Genomic DNA, 18,406 nt, shown 5'->3' with positions numbered 1-18,406 from the left:
CCACGCTCAGTGACGTGAACCAGAAAAAGTCCACCCAATTCCACACTTCGGCACGTCACTTCAGCGTCCTGCTGTCCCCCACGCCACGCGGCGCCCGCCTCGCCCGGCTCCTCGCCGTCGAGTGGCTGCGCACCTGGGGCCTGCCGTACGGCATCACGGAGACCGCGGAGCACCTGGTGGCCGAGCTCGCCGCGAACGCCGCCACCCACGGACGTCTCCCCGGACGGGACTTCCGGCTCGTGGTCCTGGCGCGCAGCGAGACCCTCCGTATCGAGGTGACGGACACGCGCGGCGACGACCTCCCGCGCCGCCAACCACCCTCCCCCGACGGTGAGTCCGGACGCGGCCTTCTCCTCGTCGAAGCCTTCGCCGACCGCTGGGGCGTCGAACTCGGCCCCGTGCCTCGCAAGACCGTATGGGCCGAACTCGACCTGCCGCCAGGAACGGGAGCAGCGGAAACGGCCCGCGCACCGGAACCCGACCGCGTGTGCTCCGGTGCGGCCGGTGCTCTTCCCCAAGGAACACAAGAAGGAACACAAGAGGGAAAGAAACCGCACCAAACCCCACCCCTCCCGACCACGGCGCACGCTCACTCGCGCGAGTGAACATCACCAACTCGGCTGGATTCGGGACAGGTCGGCTGCTCTACGCTCAGCGCGACACCACACCACCGCAGACATGCGACGGCCCTCGCCGGGACTGGCATCCCAGTGCGAGGGCCTGACCACCGAGGAAGTAAGAGGCTTCCTGATGGATACGAAGAACCCTAGCGCGCCCCCGCACGCCCAGACCCGTGGCACGGGCGAAAACCACCCGCTCCGGTACGCCCGCACGAACCCCCACCCGGGCGGCGTGATCCACGACAACACCCGCCACACCACCCGCTTCACGGTGATCGGCAACCACCTCGCCCAACACCCGGAGCTGTCCGGGCTGGCCATCGGACTCGCCGTCCACATCCAGTCCCTGCCCGGCGGCGCCCGCGTCGACATCAAGACCCTCGCCGCCCGATTTCCGGAGGGCGTGACCCGTATCGCCGCCGCCCTGCGCGAACTGGAGACCCAGGGCTACCTGCGCCGCACCCGCGAGCGCACCGAAAGCGGCCGTATCGTCACCCGCACCGTCTCCTGCAATCAGCCGGGCCGACATGGCGACGCGACCGACCATCAGCCGGGCCGACACAGCGCCACGACCGACAACCAGCCGGGCCGACACAGCACCACGACCGAGGCACCCAAGTCCCCGGCCCGCCGCGCGGCGGCACCGCAGCAGAACCCCCCGCGCCGCGCCCTCCCCGCCGTACCGCAGCCCGCGTACGCCAGTCCCGTCCTCCTCCGGACGGCCACCGATGTCCTTGCCGGCTTGCGCCGCCACGACCCCCGCCTTCTCCTCTCCGCCACCGACGCCGAGCACCTCGCCCCCGGCGTCGCCGCCTGGCTGGAGCGCGACCTCACCCCCACCGCCGTACGCCACGCCCTGACCAGCGACCTGCCGTCCGACCCCCTGTACCGCCCGGCCGCCCTCCTGGCCCACCGCCTCACCGCCCTGCTCCCGCCCCCGCCACCGCCGTTCCGTGCGCCCGTCCCACCGCCGACCGCCCGGCACCCGCTCCAGAACTGCGGCGGCTGCGACCGCGCCTTCCGCGCCCCCGAACCCGGCCGCTGCCGCGACTGCCGCGAGCTCCGGCAACCCACCCCCACGGCTGCCTGACGGAGCCGACCGGAGCTCGGACCTTCACCGGAGCTCTACTCACAGCCACGCTCACTCGTGCGGGTGAACATCGTCAACTGGGCTCATGCCAGGCGGTGTTGGCCCCTACGTTCACCGCAAGACCTGCTTCGGCCGCTTCTCCTCGCCGTCGAGGCCCAGGGCAAGAAAGACCCGGACAAGCCCGCGAGCTGGGCGTACTACGCCTCATATCTGCTCAAGAAGTACCGACTGCAGCCCATGCTGCTGGTCGTCTGCCAGGACCGCGCGACCGCGGAATGGGCAGCGCGTCCGGTCCGCTTCGGCCCTCCCCAGTGGCCTCTGCTCACCCTGCGCCCCCTGGTCGCGGGTCCGCACAACATGCCGGTGATCACCGACCCCGCCGAGGCCCGCAAGGACCTCGCGCTCGCCACGCTGTCCGCGATCACCCATGTCACGGATCCGGACATCGGGGCCATACTCAAAGCAGTGTCAACGGTGTTGCGGGACACACCGCAACACCTCACCGGCCCGATCATCGAACTCATCGCACAAGGCATGGGCAAGCACCCAGCCGCAGAACTCTGGAGGAAACTGGTGGCCGTGGACCTGTCTTTCTACAAGTCGCCCCTCTCCGAAGAAATCCGCGACGAAGGCCGGGCAGAGGGCCGGGCAGAGGGCCGGGCACTGGGCGAGGTGCGACGCGCCGCCGAGGACGTCCTGGCCGTCCTGACGGTGCGTGGCATCGACGTCCCCGAGGACGCCCGTGAGCGCATCACCGGCTGCGGCGACCCCGAGATCCTGCGCCGCTGGCTCCGGCGTGCCGTCACCGCCGCCTCCGTCGAAGAGATCTTCGAATCCGAGTAGCCGTGGTCGGCCGGAGGGGCGTCCCGGCGCTTCACCTACTTCGCGCGCAGCGCCTCGTCACTCCGGCCCGACCACGAACGCCCGCCCCCCCGCATCCGCACCCCGCCGCGCGCGGCGCACCGCACATGCGCGCCGCGCCGCCGGCAGGCGCCGCACGCACTGACCCTCAGTCACATGCGGCCCCGGTCAAGGCCCTCAACTGCTCCACCCGTGTGACACTCCGTCAAGCACCCAAGGTGTTCACCTCCCCTTAGCCCCTCGGAGGCCGCCAGGCGTCCCGGAGCCGTCGCGGGCTGCCTAGCGTCGGGCGCGGTAACCGGAACTGACACCTCAGACCCCGTGCGCCACCGAAGTCCCGATGGTCAGGAGTGTCCGCATGTCCCGTCCGCTCACCCGCCCGCTGCGCCGCGTGGGCGCACGGCTGCGTACCCGGCGCGGCCTGCGTGCCACCGTCGTCGCCACGGCCGCCACCGTCGCCACCGCCCTGCTCACCGCCGGTTCCCAGGCGCCGGGGTCCGCCGGTGCCGCCGCGTCCCCGGTGGGCGACGGCTTGAGCGTCCCCGGCGGATTCGTGGCCCCCGACACCCCGCTCCCCGACGTCCCCTCGCAGGGCGACAACTCCTACCACGTCGAACTGCCGCCGCTGAAAGGTGTGTCGGCCGCCGGGAAGGTGTGGGGCGAGAAGGCCGTGGGGTCCTCCGCGCAGCACGCCGCGGCCGAGGCCGGGCTGCCGGCGAGCGTGTTCGCCGCCTACCGGCAGGCCGCGGCCTCCGTCGGGCGCACCGACCCGGGCTGTGGGCTGCGCTGGGAACTGCTCGCGGCGATAGGGAAGGTCGAGTCGGGGCACGCGGGCGGCGGCGCCGTCGCCGCCAACGGCGACACCCTCACCCGGATCACCGGTCCCGCCCTCGACGGCAACGGCTTCGCCCTGATCCTCGACAGCGACCACGGCGCCTGGGACGGCGACGTGGTCCACGACCGGGCCGTGGGCCCCATGCAGTTCCTGCCGAGCACCTGGAAGACCTGGGGCGCGGACGGCAACGGCGACGGCACCGCGAACCCCAACAACGTCTACGACGCCGCCCTGGCCGCGGGTCACTACCTGTGCGCCGGCGAGCGCGACCTGGGCACCTCGGCGGGCCTGGAGCGGGCGATCCTCAGCTACAACTACTCGCGCGACTACCTCAACCTCGTCCTCGGCTGGATGGAGTTCTACCTCCGCGGGGTGCACACCGTCCCCGACGGCACGGGGGTCGTCCCGAGGAGCCCGGGGGCGGGCAGCGACACCCCGGCCACGCAGCCGGTGCGTGAGGTGGGCGGCGGGAACGCGGGCACGGACGGCGACGCCTCCGGCCACCACACGCCCGGCGCCGGTGCCACCCAGTCGCCCGCCGTGCCCACCCCGCCGGCATCCCCCTCGCCGTCCTCCCCGTCCTCCTCGGCCTCCCCGTCCGCGAGCCCCACCGCGGCCCCGGAGCCGACCCCCAGCGAAACCCCCACGGCGACTCCCACCGGGACCCCCGGGGCGACCGCCCCCGACGGCGGCACCGAGCCCGTCCCCTCGGAGAGCTCCACGGCCCCCGAGCCCTCGGCCGGTGCCTCGGAGAGCCCCGGCGAGACGGCGTCCCCCACGCCCACGGAGACCCCTGATTCCACCCCGTCCGACAGCGCCGCCCCGGACTCGGCGGGGACCGGCACGGCCGAGGCCATCGCTGCGGCGTCCATGGGCTGAGCGGGCTCCACGTGGGTGACCCGACACGGGGTTCAGTTGCCTGGGGGGCGGGCTGAACCCCGTGTCCGGCCCATGCGCGGCGTCCCGCTTCTCGTGGTGAAGGGGGCGCGGGACACCTGGTGGAGGATGCGTCCAAGGGGGGCGAGGAGCACATCCGCACTTCCCTCCAGCGTGAGACGCGCGGGGACGGAGCAGGCAGCCGAGGAGCATGCGACAGCCCAACTCCCCGTGAATCGACGAACGTTCGGATCGACGAACCGTTCGGATCGAGGAACCCTCGGATCGAAGGCCGTTGCCGTACGGATGCCCGCTCAGGGTGCGCTCGGCCACACCAGCACCATGTACGCGCCGCAGTACGCCGAACCCAGCACCGCCGCCGTCAGGGCGAGCGTACGGAAGCGGCATGAGGCGCGGGCCAGGTGGAGGGCCAGGGGCAGCAGGAGCGGGAAGCCCGGGAGGAGGAAGCGGGCGCGGGGGAAGTAGACGCCGCCGCTGCCCAGGACGATCAGGAGCAGGACGCCGGTGAAGACCAGCAGGGGGAGTGGCTGGCGGTCCCAGGCGCAGAGGGCGTAGAGGACCACGGACACGATCAGCGTGACCGTCACCATCACCAGGAAGAGTTCCGGCCGGGAGCCGTGCGCCAGTACCTGCCGCATACGGCGCAGGGTCTCCGCACCGCCGTCCCACTCGTTGTGCCACAGCCGCTGCACGGCGAAGTAGCCGTCCCAGCGGCCCAGGCGCAGGCCCACCCAGCCGACGTACGCGAGCCAGCCCGCCGGAGCGAGGGCGGCGGCCGCGAGAGCACGGGGCGAGAACCGCTGCCGCAGGGAGAGCAGGGCCGTGACGCTGACCGCGGCCGCCACCGCGATGCCCGTCGGACGGGTCAGGCCCGCCAGCGCCGCCAGGCCGGCCGCCCAGAGCCGGTGGCCGGTGAGCACCGCGTACAGCGACCAGGCGGCGAACGCCGTGAACAGGGACTCCGTATAGCCCATCCACTGGACCAGGCCGACCGGGAGGGCCGCCCACAGAACCGTCAGGAGCACGGCCACGCGGCGGCCGTGGAGGTGGTCGCCGACGGCGAAGACTCCCCACGCCGCGAGGAAGGAGGCGGCGACCGAGAGCGCCAGGCCCGTCGTCGCGCGCGTGCCCGGGGTCAGGACCGCGACCGCCTTGACCAGGAACGGGTACAGCGGGAAGAAGGCGAGGTTGTTCGCGTCGTACCGGGTCCCCAGATGAGGGGTGTAGCCGTGCTCGGCGATGCCCAGGTACCAGCCCGCGTCCCACTGCGTGGCCAGCATCGGCCAGACGCCGTGGTGCTGGTGGTGCGCCCAGCGGGTGAGCAGCAGCAGGCCCACGAGATGTACGGCCGCGTAGGCGAGGAGGGCGGGGGCGGCCCGGCGCAGGTGGGTACGGAGGGCGCACAGGACGCCTGTGGCCGTACTCGTGCTCGAACTCGTACTCGTGCCCGAACTCGTCTCCGTGTCCGAATTCGTGCCCGAACTCGTGTTCGCGGGGAGTTCGCCGGGGGCGTTCCGGGGTGGGGCGGATGTCGGCCGGGAAGCGGTCGAGGACACGCGGCAGCTCCTGGGGCTCGGCGGTGCGCTACCGCCAACCGTTCCTCGGTCGGACGGTGGCGCACCGGAGCGCTGCGTCAACTGCCGGGCGGAAATCACCCGTAAGGGGCTGAGCCCCGGGCCCGCGGGAGTCCCGGTCTGCGGGAGTCCCGGGGGCCGGTGGGTCAGAGGCCGGCCGCCGCCGACAGGTCCCGCTTGATCGCCGTCAGCAGCTCGGCGGCCTTCGCGTGGGCCGCGGGCAGCTCCGCGTGCGAGCCGACCGGGACCACGACCTCCAGGTAGCACTTCAGCTTCGGCTCGGTGCCGCTGGGGCGGACGATGACGCGGGCGCCGTCCAGCGTGTAGCGCAGCCCGTCGGTCGGCGGGAGCCGGTCCGTGCCCCGCGTCAGGTCCTCGGCCTCGGTGATGGGCAGGCCCGCCAGCCGCGTCGGGGGCCGCTCGCGCAGCCGGCGCATCGCGTTCGCGATGATCGACAGATCCTCGACGCGCACCGAGAGCTGGTCGGTGGCGTGCAGGCCGTGCGCCACGGCGATGTCGTCGAGCAGGTCGAGGAGGGTGCGGCCGCGTTCTTTGAGCTCGGAGGCCAGCTCCGTGATCAGGAGGGCCGCGGTGATGCCGTCCTTGTCGCGTACGCCGTCCGGGTCCACGCAGTAGCCGAGGGCCTCCTCGTAGCCGTAGCGCAGACCCTCCACACGGGCGATCCACTTGAAGCCGGTGAGGGTCTCCTCATAGGGCAGGCCCGCCTTCTCGGCGATCCGGCCGAGGAGGGAGGAGGAGACGATCGACTCGGCGAAGGTGCCACGCGCTCCGCGGTCGACCAGGTGCTGGGCGAGCAGTGCGCCGACCTCGTCGCCGCGCAGCATCCGCCAGTCCCCTCCTTCCCCTCCTTCCCCTGCTTCCCTGCCTTCCTTCACCGCCACCGCGCAACGGTCCGCGTCCGGGTCGTTGGCGATGATCAGGTCGGGGTCCGTCTCGCGGGCCTTCGCGAAGGCGAGGTCCATCGCGCCGGGCTCTTCCGGGTTCGGGAAGGCGACGGTCGGGAAGTCCGGGTCCGGTTCGGCCTGCTCGGCGACGAGCACGGGCTCCGGGAAGCCGGCCCGGGCGAAGGCGGCGAGCAGGACGTCCTTGCCGACGCCGTGCATCGCCGTGTAGACCGTGCGGGCGGTGCGGGGGGAGTCCTGGGTGAGTACGGCGTCGGTGCGGGCCAGATAGGCGTTCAGGACGCCCTCGTCGAGGGTTTCCCAGCCGGTGTCGGGGCGGGGGACGTCCGCGAGCCCGGCGACGGCGGCGATCTCGGCGGCGATCTCGGCGTCCGCGGGCGGGACGATCTGCGAACCCTCGCCCAGGTAGACCTTGTAGCCGTTGTCGCGGGGCGGGTTGTGGCTGGCGGTGACCTCCACGCCGGCCACGGCGCCGAGGTGCCTTATGGCGTACGCCAGCACGGGGGTGGGGAGGGGGCGGGGGAGCACGGCGGCGCGCAGGCCCGCGCCCGTCATCACCGCGGCGGTGTCGCGGGCGAAGTCGGCGGACTTGTGGCGGGCGTCGTAGCCGATGACGACCAGGCCGTCCGTCTCGCCCTGCTTCTTCAGGTACGCGGCCAGGCCCGCGGCGGCGCGGATGACCACCGCGCGGTTCATGCGCATGGGGCCCGCGCCGAGTTCGCCGCGGAGGCCGGCGGTGCCGAACTGGAGGGTGCCGCTGAAGCGTGCGGTGAGCTCGGTGACGTCCTTGGTGTCGATGAGCTTGGCGAGTTCCTCGCGGGTTTCCGGGTCGGGGTCCTCGGCGAGCCACGCCTCGGCCCGTGCGATGAGTTCGTCCTGCACGTCGGGTGAACCTCTCTGTCGGTGGTGCCTTGCTGTGTACCCGGGCGGGGGCGAGGAAGGTTACAGGCGGTCCAGGACCTGGGTCAGGAGGGCGCCCATGCGGGTGGCGGAGTCGCGGCCCGCCTGGAGGACCTCCTCGTGGTTGAGGGGCTCGCCCGTCATACCGGCCGCGAGGTTGGTGACCAGGGAGATGCCCAGCACCTCCGCACCGGCCTCGCGCGCGGCGATGGCTTCGAGGACGGTCGACATGCCCACCAGGTCCGCCCCGATGACACGGGCCATCCGGATCTCGGCCGGCGTCTCGTAGTGCGGCCCGGTGAACTGCGCGTAGACGCCCTCCTCCAGGGTGGGGTCGACCTCCTTGCAGAGGGCGCGCAGCCGCGGGGAGTACAGGTCGGTGAGGTCGACGAAGTTCGCCCCGACGATGGGAGACGTCGCCGTCAGGTTGATGTGGTCGCTGATCAGCACCGGCTGGCCGGGGCGCATGTCCTCGCGCAGACCGCCGCAGCCGTTGGTGAGCACGATGGTCTTGCAGCCCGCGGCGACGGCGGTACGGACCCCGTGCGCGACGGCGGCGACACCGCGGCCCTCGTAGTAGTGGGTGCGGCCGAGGAAGACCAGGGCCCGCTTGTCGCCGATCCGGTACGAGCGGATCTTGCCGCCGTGTCCCTCGACCGCCGGCGGGGGGAACCCGGGCAGCTCGGTGACCTGGAACTCGGCCTCGGGGGAGCCCAGGGCGTCCACGGCCGGAGCCCAGCCGGAGCCCATCACGAGCGCGACGTCGTGGGTCTCGGCGCCCGTGAGCTCCCGCAGGCGGGTGGCGGCGGCGTCGGCGGCGGCGTAGGGGTCGCCCTGGATGTCGTCCGGAAGAAGAGATGCGTTCACGCGCATGAGGGTAGCTGGTCCAGGCCTACGCGCGTAGATGAGGGAGGTCACCGTCTTGCGATCGTTGTCTTGTCGTTGAGGACGAGCTGGGGCGGACCTGGGGCGGACCTGGGGAGGAGTCGAGGAGGATCTGGGGAGGACCGTCGGGTGAGGGCGTCCTCAGCAAGGGCGCTTGCGGAGTTCCATCACGTAGTCGTGCGGCGCCCCCGCCGACTCCGCCGCGTCGGCGAGCTCGCCGAGGTAGCGCGCGGAGGGGAGTCCGCCCTCGTACCCGTTGAGTACGTACACCCACGCGGGCTCCTCGCCCTCCAGCGTGTGCACCCGTACGCGCATCCGGCGGTAGATGTCGAGGCCCACGCCCTCCCAGCGGTCCATGGAGTCCTCGTCCAGCGGGGCGATGTCGTACAGCGCGACGAAGACCTGGGAGCGGGGCGCCTCGACGAGGGTCGCCAGCGCGCCCTCCCAGCCCATGTGCTCGCCCCCGAACGTCAGCCGCCAGCCGTTCAGCCAGCCCGTGGCGCGCAGCGGCGAGTGCGGGGCGCGGCGCGTCATGAGCCGCGGGTCGAGATTGCCGGCGTACGCGGCGTAGAGCGACATGGGGTCGAGGGTACGGCAGCGACACGTACGCCTCTTGCGTAACAGAAGGAGCTCGGATGGACGGGGCGCGGCCCCCCGGGCGGAAGTACCTTGAAGCGTGCGGGACAATGGAGTACGTGACTCGGATCGTGATCATCGGTGGCGGACCCGGCGGATATGAGGCGGCGCTGGTTGCCGCCCAGCTCGGCGCGGAGGTGACCGTCGTCGACTGCGACGGTCTGGGCGGGGCGTCGGTGCTCACCGACTGTGTGCCGTCGAAGACCCTTATCGCGACGGCCGAGGTGATGACCACCTTCGACTCGGCGTACGAGGAGCTGGGGATCATCGTCGCCGACGACACCCCTCCCGCGGAGCAGGCGGCCCGGGTCGTCGGCGTCGACCTCGGGAAGGTCAACCGGCGTGTGAAGCGGCTCGCGCTCGCGCAGTCGCACGACATCACGGCCTCCGTGACCCGGGCCGGCGCGCGGGTGCTGCGCGGGCGTGGGCGGCTGGCGGGCATGCAGTCCCTGGACGGCTCGCGCAAGGTCGTCGTACGGGCCGCGGACGGGACCGAGGAGACGCTCGTCGCCGATGCCGTGCTGATCGCCACGGGCGGGCATCCGCGGGAGCTGCCCGACGCGCAGCCGGACGGCGAGCGGATTCTGAACTGGACGCAGGTCTACGACCTCGACGAGCTCCCGGAAGAACTCATCGTGGTCGGGTCCGGTGTCACCGGCGCCGAGTTCGCCGGCGCCTACCAGGCGCTCGGGTCGCGTGTGACGCTCGTCTCCAGCCGCGACCGGGTGCTGCCGGGCGAGGACCCGGACGCCGCCGCCGTCCTGGAGGACGTGTTCCGCCGCCGCGGCATGAACGTCATGGCCCGCTCCCGTGCCGAGTCCGCCAAGCGGGTCGGGGACCGGGTCGAGGTCACGCTCTCGGACGGCCGGGTCATCAGCGGCTCGCACTGTCTGATGGCCGTCGGCGCCATCCCGAACAGCAGCGGCATGGGCCTGGAGGAGGCCGGGGTCAGGGTCAGGGACTCCGGGCACATCTGGACCGACAAGGTCTCCAGGACCACCGCCCCGGGCGTGTACGCCGCCGGTGACGTGACCGGCATCTTCGCCCTCGCCTCCGTCGCGGCGATGCAGGGACGTATCGCCATGTACCACTTCCTGGGCGACGCGGTCGCTCCGCTGAACCTGAAGACGGTCTCGTCCAACGTCTTCACCGACCCCGAGATCGCCACCGTCGGTTACTCGCAGGCCGACGTCGACGCGGGCAAGATCGACGCCCGGGTCGTCAAGCTGCCCCTGCTGCGCAACCCGCGCGCCAAGATGCAGGGCATCCGGGACGGCTTCGTCAAGATCTTCTGCCGCCCCGGCACCGGGATCATCGTCGGCGGCGTGGTCGTCGCGCCGCGCGCCTCGGAACTGATCCATCCCATCTCGATCGCGGTCGACAACAATCTGACGGTCGAACAGATCGCGAACGCGTTCACCGTGTACCCCTCCCTTTCGGGCTCGATCGCCGAGGTGGCACGGCAGTTGCACACGCGCAAGGCGGGCGACGAAGGCTGACGTCCCGCCCCGACTTCCCGCTGGTCACGGGGGGTTGTCGACCATGCGTACGGCATGGGCGGCGCGAGTAGACGCGTATACCACTTCACGTACTGCCGTGCGAACAACTTCTGTTATTCGGCGCAAACTGCTGAAAGCAGACGGTCGTTGGGGTTACTGTCAGTTTCGTGTTCGCTGCAGAACGTCGCCAATTGATCCTCGAAATGGTGCGAGCGAACGGGGCCGTGTCGCTCCGTGAGCTCGCCCGCGTCGTCCAGACCTCCGAAGTGACCGTACGGCGGGACGTGCGCGCACTGGAGGCAGAAGGACTCCTCGACCGCCGGCATGGCGGTGCGGTATTGCCGGGCGGGTTCACGCGGGAGTCCGGCTTTCCGCAGAAATCGCATCTCGCGACCGCCGAGAAGACGGCCATCGCCGATCTCGCCGCGGGTCTCGTCGAAGAGGGCGAGGCCATCGTGGTGGGGGCGGGTACCACCACACAGGAGCTGGCGCGCCGGCTCGCGCGGGTGCCCGGGCTGACCGTCGTCACCAACTCCCTGCTGGTGGCCCAGGCACTGGCCCATGCCAACCGCGTCGAGGTCGTGATGACCGGCGGCACCCTGCGCGGTTCCAACTACGCCCTGGTGGGCAGCGGCGCCGAGCAGTCCCTCCAGGGGCTGCGGGTCTCGCGGGCCTTCCTCTCCGGCAGTGGGCTGACCGCCGAGCGCGGCCTGTCCACGTCCAACATGCTGTCGGCGTCCGTCGACCGCGCGTTGGTGCAGGCCGCCGCGGAGGTCGTGGTCCTCGCCGACCACACCAAGCTGGGCACCGACACCATGTTCCAGACGGTGCCGACCGATCTGATCACCCGACTGGTCACGGACGAGCCGCCCGCGCACGACGACCGCGCGGTCACCGAACTGCAGGCCCTGGCGGACCAGGGCGTACAGATCGCGGTGGCCGGGCAGTCGGGCGGCGGCACCGGAGGAGACACGGTCCCGGCGGGGCGTCAGTCGCGCCGGGACATGCCGCTCCCCGGTCCGCGACGCGGTCAAGTGCCGGGTGCGGGACCGCAGTTGCGCAGCGCTACCGTTCTGGGCGAGCAGTCCCCGGGAGAGCGGGCGCGGGTAGCGGATTTGCGCCGCCGCTGAGACCGCCGCGCCATGGTCGGTTCGCTTCGGCGGTGACGGGGCCGAGCCTCGGGTCACGGCTCGGGCCCCGTAGTACGTCAGTACGTCCCGAGTACGTCCCGAGTGCGCCCCGTAGTACGTCGCGCAGTGCGTCGCGCGGTACATCCCGTCGTACGCCTCGCGGTACGCACCCGCCCACCCGGGCCGCCGCTCACCCGCCCGGGTGATGAGGCGCACGGTCGTTCCGCCGGACCGCGGCCGCGTTTCCCCGGCGCACCGGGCGGGCATCACGCCACACCCCTCTCTGCCCCCTTCGTCCCGGCTTGCGACGTCTCCTCGCACACCCCCACCCTGTCCATGACGACGACGGGAGGCGGTGACGCACAGGTGAACGACGGATCGCGCCGTTCGCGTCGGCGACGGATGCGGTACGTCGTCCTGGGGAGCCGGCCCGCCCGTGGGGTCGGGGCGGTGGCGCGGGCCCGTACGGCCGGTGCGGCGACGCGGCGTGCCGAGGACCGCGACGGCCCCCTGGTGCGCCACGGGCTGCGGGTGGCCGCGGCGTACGCATGGCGGCTGCTGGTCCTCGGAGGCGCCGTGTACGCGGCGTTCAAGATCCTGGGCCGGCTGCAACTGGTCGCCGTGGCGCTCTTCCTCGCCCTGGTGGTGACCTCGGTACTGCGTCCCCTGGCCGATCTGCTGGCCCGCCGGCTGCCCAGGCCGCTGGCGGTCGTGCTGAGCGTGGTGGGGAGCCTGGTGCTGCTGCTGGGCCTGCTGGCGCTGGTCGGCGGTCTGGTGGCCGGAGAATGGGACCGGTTGGGCCAGCAGTTCGCCGGGGGCGTCGGACGCATCCAGCGGTGGCTGGAGGCCCCGCCCTTCCGCGTCCGCCACAGCGTGCTGACGAACCTTCAGGGCAAGGTGATGGCCTTCATCTCGGAGCACCGGTCCACACTGATCAGCAGCGCGCTCAGCGGCGCGGGGCGGTTGGTGGAGGTGCTCACCGGAGCCGTGCTCGCGCTGTTCTGCTCCCTGTTCTTCGTTCATTCCGGGGACAGGTTCTGGCACTGGTTCCAGGGCCTGCTGCCGGAGGGCGTACGGGATCCGTGGAGCCGCGCGGGACACGCGGCGTGGCGGACGTTCGCCGGGTACACGCGGGGCATCATCGTCGTGGCCGCCGTCAATGCCGTACTGGTCGGGATCGCCCTGTTCGCGCTGCGCGTGCCGCTGGCGCTGCCGCTGACCCTGCTGGAGTTCTTCGCCGCGTTCATCCCGCTGGTGGGCTCGCCCATCGCGCTGGCCGTCGCCACGGTCGTCGCGCTGGCCTCGCGGGGGCCGGTGGTCGCGCTCCTGGTCCTCGCCCTGATCGTGGTCGTCGGCCAGATCGAGGGGCATGTGCTGCACCCGCTGGTGCTGAGCTGGGCGGTCCGGCTGCATCCCGTGGTGGTGGCCCTGTCCGTCATCGCGGGTGGCATCCTCGCCGGGGTGATCGGCGCGGTCGTGGCCGTCCCGATGGTGTCGGTCGCCTGGTCCGTGGTCGGTGCGCTGCGCGCCCCGCCCGCGCCGGACCACCCCGGCCGCTCACCCGGTTGACACAGGAGCACCCACCTTTTTGACGCCCTCCGCGTCGGGGAACGCCGAAGCGCCCGGCGGACCGACTCTTCGGTCCGCCGGGCGCTTCGTACACGACCGTGCCTGCCTTGCCTACCTGCCTACCTACCCGCCTACCTGTCTGCCTGTCTCAGTCCTTGATCTCACAGATCGCGGCACCGGAGGTGATGGACGCACCGACCTCGGCGGCGAGGCCCTTGATGGTGCCGGAGCGGTGGGCGTTGAGGGGCTGTTCCATCTTCATGGCCTCCAGGACGACGACGAGGTCGCCCTCGTTGACCTCCTGGCCCTCCTCGACCGCGACCTTGACGATCGTGCCCTGCATGGGCGAGGCGAGGGTGTCGCCGGAGGCGACCGGCCCGGACTTCTTGGCGGCGCGGCGCTTGGGCTTGGCGCCCGCGGCGAGGCCGGTGCGGGCCAGGGACATGCCCAGCGAGGTGGGCAGCGAGACCTCCAGGCGCTTGCCGCCGACCTCGACGACGACCGTCTCGCGCCCCGGCTCCTCGTCGGCCTCCGTGTCCGCGGGGGCCGTGAAGGCGGGGATCTCGTTGGCGAACTCGGTCTCGATCCAGCGGGTGTGGACCGTGAACGGGTCGGCGGAGCCGGTCAGTTCGGGAGCGAAGGCCGGGTCCTGGACCACCGCGCGGTGGAACGGGATGGCGGTCGCCATGCCCTCGACCTGGAACTCGGCCAGGGCGCGGGCGGCGCGCTGCAGGGCCTGCTCGCGGGTGGCGCCGGTGACGATCAGTTTGGCGAGGAGGGAGTCCCAGGCCGGGCCGATGACACTGCCGGACTCGACGCCCGCGTCCAGGCGGACGCCCGGACCCGACGGCGGGGCGAACAGCGTCACCGTGCCGGGAGCGGGCAGGAAGTTGCGTCCCGGGTCCTCGCCGTTGATGCGGAACTCGAAGGAGTGGCCGCGCAGGGTGGGGTCGCTGTAGCCGAGTGGTTCGCCGTCGGCGATGCGGAACATCTCGCGGACGAGGTCGATCCCGGCGACTTCCTCGGTGACGGGGTGCTCGACCTGGAGTCGGGTGTTGACCTCCAGGAAGGAGATCGTGCCGTCCGTGCCGACGAGGAACTCGACGGTGCCGGCGCCGACGTAGCCGGCTTCCTTCAGGATCGCCTTGGAGGAGGAGTACAGCTCCGCGACCTGTTCGTCGGACAGGAAGGGGGCGGGGGCCTCCTCGACGAGCTTCTGGTGGCGGCGCTGCAGCGAACAGTCACGCGTCGACACGACGACGACGTTGCCGTGGGTGTCGGCCAGGCACTGGGTCTCGACGTGGCGGGGCTGGTCGAGGTAGCGCTCGACGAAGCATTCGCCGCGGCCGAAGGCGGCGACGGCCTCGCGGACGGCGGACTCGTACAGCTCGGGGACCTCTTCGAGGGTGCGGGCGACTTTCAGACCGCGTCCGCCGCCGCCGAAGGCCGCCTTGATCGCGATCGGCAGGCCGTGTTCCCGGGCGAAGGCGACGACCTCGTCGGCGCCGGAGACCGGGTCGGGGGTGCCGGCGACGAGGGGGGCGCCGGCACGCTGGGCGATGTGCCGGGCGGCGACCTTGTCGCCGAGGTCGCGGATGGCCTGCGGGGGCGGGCCGATCCAGGTCAGCCCGGTGTCCAGGACCGCCTGGGCGAACTCGGCGTTCTCGGACAGGAAGCCGTATCCGGGGTGGATGGCGTCCGCGCCGGAGTCCTTGGCGGCCTGGAGCACCTTGGCGATGTCCAGATAGCTGGTGGCCGGGGTGTCACCGCCCAGGGCGAACGCCTCGTCCGCCGCCCGGACATGCAGAGCGTCCCGATCTGGTTCCGCATATACGGCAACGCTCGCGATCCCGGCATCCCGGCACGCCCGGGCCACGCGGACAGCGATTTCGCCACGGTTGGCGATGAGCACCTTGCGCACGATGGCTCCCTCCTTGAAACAAGCCGAGTTTAGGGACTGCCGACACGACCTTTCGACCCGTCCCCAATGGTGAGCTTGCCCACACGGAGCGTGATTCGAGGCGCGCTCGACCCGCGAGATCCCTTGTCACACCGCGGCACGCAGGAATCCTTGCCTGAACCCTAGCCCTCCTGTGTGGTCAAGGTCTCTGTGTGGCAGTGCCGCGCCGCACAGCGTTTCTTTGTGGAGTCCCTACGAATGGCCCAATGATTCTTTGCCCGCGGCGGAACCCTTGTCCCGGCGTTTACCCGTTAGTAGCGTTCGGGATGTCCCGAACATACTTGGGGTAACAGCACTCGGAAGTGGGTGGGGACCGGTGGTGCGCAGACCGGTGGCGTGGGTGGCGGCGATCGTGCTGTTCGTGGAGGCGATCGGTATCGCGCTGCTGAACTGGTTTCTCGGTGTCGTCGTCGACCGCCAGGACATGTCCCTGGCGGGTCTGGACCCGGACATGATGTCCGTGTCGTCGAAGGTCGGCGGGTTGGTCTTCGGCCTCTACTTCGCGCTGTGCGGTGTCGCCGCGCTGCTCGTCGCGGTGCGCGACCGTGCGCCGGGCCTCTTCGGCCGCGTTCTGCTCATCAGTGTCGCCGTGGTGCACGGGCTGCTCGGCGCGTTCACGGTGGGTCTGGTGGGCTGGGGCGCGTTCGCGTTCATGATGGTGGTGCTCGCGCTGGTCGTCTTCACCCTGATGGCCTTCGACAGCGGGCGGGCGGGCCCCGCCGACACCGCCGCACCGGGCGACGGCAAGGGCGGCAACGGCGGCACGAACGGCGACAACGGAGGAACCCCGGCCACGGCTCCCGTGGTCCCCCCGGCGCCCTCCGCCGCTCCCCCCGCGCCCTCCGCCTCCTGATCCACTCCCCTGGCCCACTCGCCCGGTCACTTCTCCCGGGGCGTCCACAGCTCCGTGATGCCGACGCCCAGTTCGGCGAACAGGCGGCGTACCAGCGGCAGTGAGATGCCGATGACGTTGCCGTGGTCGCCGTCGATGCCCTCGATGAACGGGGCCGAGCGGCCGTCGAGGGTGAAGGCCCCGGCGACGTGGAGCGGTTCGCCCGAGGCGACGTACGCGGCGATCTCGGCGTCGGTCGGCTCGCCGAAGCGGACCACGGTGGACGCGGTCGCCGACGCGTAGCGCTTGGCCGCCGTGTCGTAGACGCAGTGCCCCGTCTGGAGGGTCCCGGCCCGGCCGCGCATCGCCTTCCAGCGCGCGGTGGCCTCCTCGGCGTCCGCGGGCTTGCCCAGCGCCTCGCCGTCGAGGTCGAGGACCGAGTCGCAGCCGATCACCAGGGCGCCCTGGACCTCGGGCTTCGCGGCCACCACGGAGGCCTTGGCCTCGGCCAGGGCGAGCGCGAGCTCGGCGGGGGTCGGGGCGGAGACGGTGTCCTCGTCGACCCCGCTCACGATCACCTCGGGATCGAGTCCGGCCTGGCGCAGCAGGTTGAGCCGGGCGGGGGACTGAGAGGCGAGCACGAGGCGGCGGCGCGGCTGATCGGTCATGCCGTCAGGGTATCGGCGTACGGGGGCCCGGTCCTGGCCGGTGGCCCAGGTTCCGGTGGTCCCGTCGCGGCGGCTCACGTCACGCCGAGGACGATCATCGCGAGCAGCATGGCCAACGCCATGAGAAGGCCGAGCCGCCGCAACATCTCCTGCATGTCGCGCAGCTCCTTGGGCGGCTCGTTCTCGGGGTCGGACCACAGCATGCGTTCGATCGTGCGGCGGTGAGGGCGCCGGACGCCTGAGTACGCGTACTCAACTTGCGCTCGACCCTCGTAAACGGGTCTGGAGTTTCTTTAGTGCGGCCATTCCTGCTACGGTCATGGCGACCACTAAAGGAACCATGGTCCCCTTTAGGGAGGGAACTGCCGTGTTCACCACCGCCTGGACCGCACCGCCCCAGTCCCCCGCCGCGGGCTTCACCCCCAACTGGTCCCAGGAAGGCTTCTGGCGGCAGTCCCTGCGCCAGGTCGTCCGGGTCACGGCGGGCGGCGGCCGGGTTCGTATACGGCTGTCGAACGTGTACGGGACCTCGCCGCTGCGGGTCGCGGGGGCCACCGTGGCCCGTACGGGCGAGGGGGCCGCCGTCGAGCCCGGCTCGCTGCGGCGGCTCACCTTCGAGGGGGCCGACGGCGTCGCGGTCCCGGCGCGTGGCCAGGCCGTCAGCGATCCGGCCGAACTCGCCCTGGAGCCCCTGGAGTCGGTGACCGTCACCCTGCGCCTCGACGCCGTCACCGGGCCCGCCACCTTCCACGCGCAGGCCTTCGCGACGAGCCACCGGGGCGCGGGCGACCTCCTGGCGGACATGACCGGTGAGGGCTTCGGCGAGACGACCGGGTCCTGGTACTACCTGTCGGCCGTGGAGGTCGACGCGGGGCGCACGGACGGCGTCGTGCTCTTCGGGGACTCCGTCACCGACGGTTTCGGCTCGACACCGGACACGAACCGCCGCTGGTCGGACGCGCTCGCCGAACGCACGGGGCGGCCCGTGCTGGGCGCGGGCATCGGCGGGAACCTGCTGCTGAACGACTCCGCCTGGTACGGGGAGAAGGGCGTCCACCGGTTCGGGCGGGACGTTCTCGACCAGGCCGGGGCCGAGTCGGCCGTCGTACTCCTGGGGCTCAACGACATCGGCTTCAGCGAGACGGACGAACAGCCGACGTACAAGCCCGCGCCGCTGGTCGAGGCCGATGAACTCATCGACGGGTACCGGACGTTGATACGGCAGGCGCGCGGGCGGGCACTGCGGGCGATCGGCGCGACGCTGCTCCCCTTCGGGGGGTCGGACCACTGGGGGGAGCGCGCGGCGAAGGTGAGCCGGGAGGTGAACGCGTGGATTCTCGGCTCGGGGGAGTGGGACGCGGTGGTGGATCTGCACCGGGCGCTCGCCGATCCGGGGGATCCGGATCGGCTACGGCGTGCGTACGACTTCGGCGATCATCTGCATCCCGATGACGCCGGGTACGGAGTGATGGCCGAGAGGGTGGCGCTGTGTTTGGAGGGCCGCCTGTGACCGCGGGTCGTTCGTGG

16 protein-coding genes are annotated in these 18,406 nt (G+C 71.9%); 9 read left to right on the top strand and 7 right to left on the bottom strand.

Translation table 11 applies throughout. From position 1 onward, the window contains the following. Positions 1-14 precede the first annotated feature (14 nt). From RV986_RS19835 to RV986_RS19820, 4 genes are all read left to right on the top strand, one after another. On the top strand, positions 15-605 hold the full coding sequence (locus RV986_RS19835; protein WP_475918697.1) for an ATP-binding protein: 591 nt from the start codon (positions 15-17) through the stop codon (positions 603-605). A 145-nt stretch (positions 606-750) separates the two neighbouring features. Then, positions 751-1,710, top strand: a complete 960-nt coding sequence (locus tag RV986_RS19830) for a helix-turn-helix domain-containing protein (protein WP_475918696.1) — start codon at positions 751-753, stop codon at positions 1,708-1,710. Between the two features lie 123 nt (positions 1,711-1,833). Then, on the top strand, positions 1,834-2,553 hold the full coding sequence (locus RV986_RS19825; RefSeq protein ID WP_475924340.1) for a hypothetical protein: 720 nt from the start codon (positions 1,834-1,836) through the stop codon (positions 2,551-2,553). Positions 2,554-2,929: 376 nt separating this feature from the next. Further along, positions 2,930-4,285, top strand: a complete 1,356-nt coding sequence (locus tag RV986_RS19820) for a lytic transglycosylase domain-containing protein (RefSeq protein ID WP_475918695.1) — start codon at positions 2,930-2,932, stop codon at positions 4,283-4,285. A gap of 311 nt (positions 4,286-4,596) precedes the next feature. On the opposite strand, the gene RV986_RS19815 is transcribed toward RV986_RS19820, so the two are convergent. From RV986_RS19815 to RV986_RS19800, 4 genes are all read right to left on the bottom strand, one after another. Further along, positions 4,597-5,709: a hypothetical protein gene (locus tag RV986_RS19815; RefSeq protein WP_475924339.1), complete on the bottom strand. Its 1,113-nt coding sequence runs from the start codon at positions 5,707-5,709 to the stop codon at positions 4,597-4,599. A 314-nt stretch (positions 5,710-6,023) separates the two neighbouring features. Then, positions 6,024-7,682 carry a phospho-sugar mutase gene (locus tag RV986_RS19810; protein WP_475918694.1) on the bottom strand — a complete coding sequence of 553 codons (1,659 nt, stop codon included), beginning with the start codon at positions 7,680-7,682 and terminating at the stop codon, positions 6,024-6,026. Positions 7,683-7,742: 60 nt separating this feature from the next. Then, entirely contained in the window at positions 7,743-8,567 is an 825-nt protein-coding gene (locus RV986_RS19805) for a purine-nucleoside phosphorylase (RefSeq protein WP_475918693.1), read from the bottom strand. Positions 8,568-8,726: 159 nt separating this feature from the next. Next, positions 8,727-9,164: a gamma-glutamylcyclotransferase family protein gene (locus tag RV986_RS19800; protein ID WP_261689046.1), complete on the bottom strand. Its 438-nt coding sequence runs from the start codon at positions 9,162-9,164 to the stop codon at positions 8,727-8,729. A 107-nt stretch (positions 9,165-9,271) separates the two neighbouring features. Here RV986_RS19800 and RV986_RS19795 point away from each other — a divergent pair, with 107 nt between their 5' ends. The 3 genes from RV986_RS19795 (at position 9,272) to RV986_RS19785 (ending at position 13,419) form a co-directional block, all read left to right on the top strand. Further along, the gene (locus RV986_RS19795) at positions 9,272-10,720 is read left to right on the top strand and encodes an NAD(P)H-quinone dehydrogenase (RefSeq protein WP_475918692.1); all 1,449 of its coding nucleotides are present in this window, start codon (positions 9,272-9,274) and stop codon (positions 10,718-10,720) included. Positions 10,721-10,887: 167 nt separating this feature from the next. Continuing rightward, positions 10,888-11,850, top strand: coding sequence for a DeoR/GlpR family DNA-binding transcription regulator (locus tag RV986_RS19790; RefSeq protein ID WP_099920958.1), 963 nt, complete (start codon positions 10,888-10,890; stop codon positions 11,848-11,850). 336 nt (positions 11,851-12,186) lie between these two features. After that, positions 12,187-13,419: an AI-2E family transporter gene (locus RV986_RS19785; RefSeq protein WP_475918691.1), complete on the top strand. Its 1,233-nt coding sequence runs from the start codon at positions 12,187-12,189 to the stop codon at positions 13,417-13,419. Positions 13,420-13,567: 148 nt separating this feature from the next. Here RV986_RS19785 and RV986_RS19780 read toward each other — a convergent pair whose 3' ends face one another. After that, positions 13,568-15,340, bottom strand: coding sequence for an acetyl/propionyl/methylcrotonyl-CoA carboxylase subunit alpha (locus RV986_RS19780; RefSeq protein ID WP_475918690.1), 1,773 nt, complete (start codon positions 15,338-15,340; stop codon positions 13,568-13,570). Positions 15,341-15,695: 355 nt separating this feature from the next. Between RV986_RS19780 and RV986_RS19775 the strand changes: the two genes are divergently transcribed. Continuing rightward, positions 15,696-16,232 carry a hypothetical protein gene (locus tag RV986_RS19775; protein ID WP_475918689.1) on the top strand — a complete coding sequence of 179 codons (537 nt, stop codon included), beginning with the start codon at positions 15,696-15,698 and terminating at the stop codon, positions 16,230-16,232. Positions 16,233-16,258: 26 nt separating this feature from the next. Here RV986_RS19775 and RV986_RS19770 read toward each other — a convergent pair whose 3' ends face one another. Beyond that, entirely contained in the window at positions 16,259-16,879 is a 621-nt protein-coding gene (locus RV986_RS19770) for a Maf family protein (protein ID WP_475918688.1), read from the bottom strand. 74 nt (positions 16,880-16,953) lie between these two features. Beyond that, positions 16,954-17,082, bottom strand: coding sequence for a morphogenic membrane protein MmpB (mmpB, locus tag RV986_RS19765; protein ID WP_475918687.1), 129 nt, complete (start codon positions 17,080-17,082; stop codon positions 16,954-16,956). Between the two features lie 164 nt (positions 17,083-17,246). Between mmpB and RV986_RS19760 the strand changes: the two genes are divergently transcribed. Beyond that, positions 17,247-18,389, top strand: a complete 1,143-nt coding sequence (locus RV986_RS19760; RefSeq protein ID WP_475918686.1) for an SGNH/GDSL hydrolase family protein — start codon at positions 17,247-17,249, stop codon at positions 18,387-18,389. Positions 18,390-18,406: the final 17 nt, after the last annotated feature.

This window comes from Streptomyces sp. RLA012 (assembly GCF_056270325.1).
The sequence above is the reverse complement of the archived record's forward strand: the minus strand, read 5'-3'. Positions and strand labels throughout refer to the sequence as shown.

Excerpts from the sequence above, each read along its gene's own strand:
- RV986_RS19830 (WP_475918696.1), top strand. The coding sequence starts at position 751 with ATGGATACGAAGAACCCTAGCGCGCCCCCGCACGCCCAGACCCGTGGC.
- RV986_RS19820 (WP_475918695.1), top strand. The coding sequence starts at position 2,930 with ATGTCCCGTCCGCTCACCCGCCCGCTGCGCCGCGTGGGCGCACGGCTG.
- RV986_RS19800 (WP_261689046.1), bottom strand. The coding sequence starts at position 9,164 with ATGTCGCTCTACGCCGCGTACGCCGGCAATCTCGACCCGCGGCTCATG.
- RV986_RS19795 (WP_475918692.1), top strand. The coding sequence starts at position 9,272 with ATGGAGTACGTGACTCGGATCGTGATCATCGGTGGCGGACCCGGCGGA.
- RV986_RS19785 (WP_475918691.1), top strand. The coding sequence starts at position 12,187 with ATGACGACGACGGGAGGCGGTGACGCACAGGTGAACGACGGATCGCGC.
- RV986_RS19770 (WP_475918688.1), bottom strand. The coding sequence starts at position 16,879 with ATGACCGATCAGCCGCGCCGCCGCCTCGTGCTCGCCTCTCAGTCCCCC.
- mmpB (WP_475918687.1), bottom strand. The coding sequence starts at position 17,082 with ATGCTGTGGTCCGACCCCGAGAACGAGCCGCCCAAGGAGCTGCGCGAC.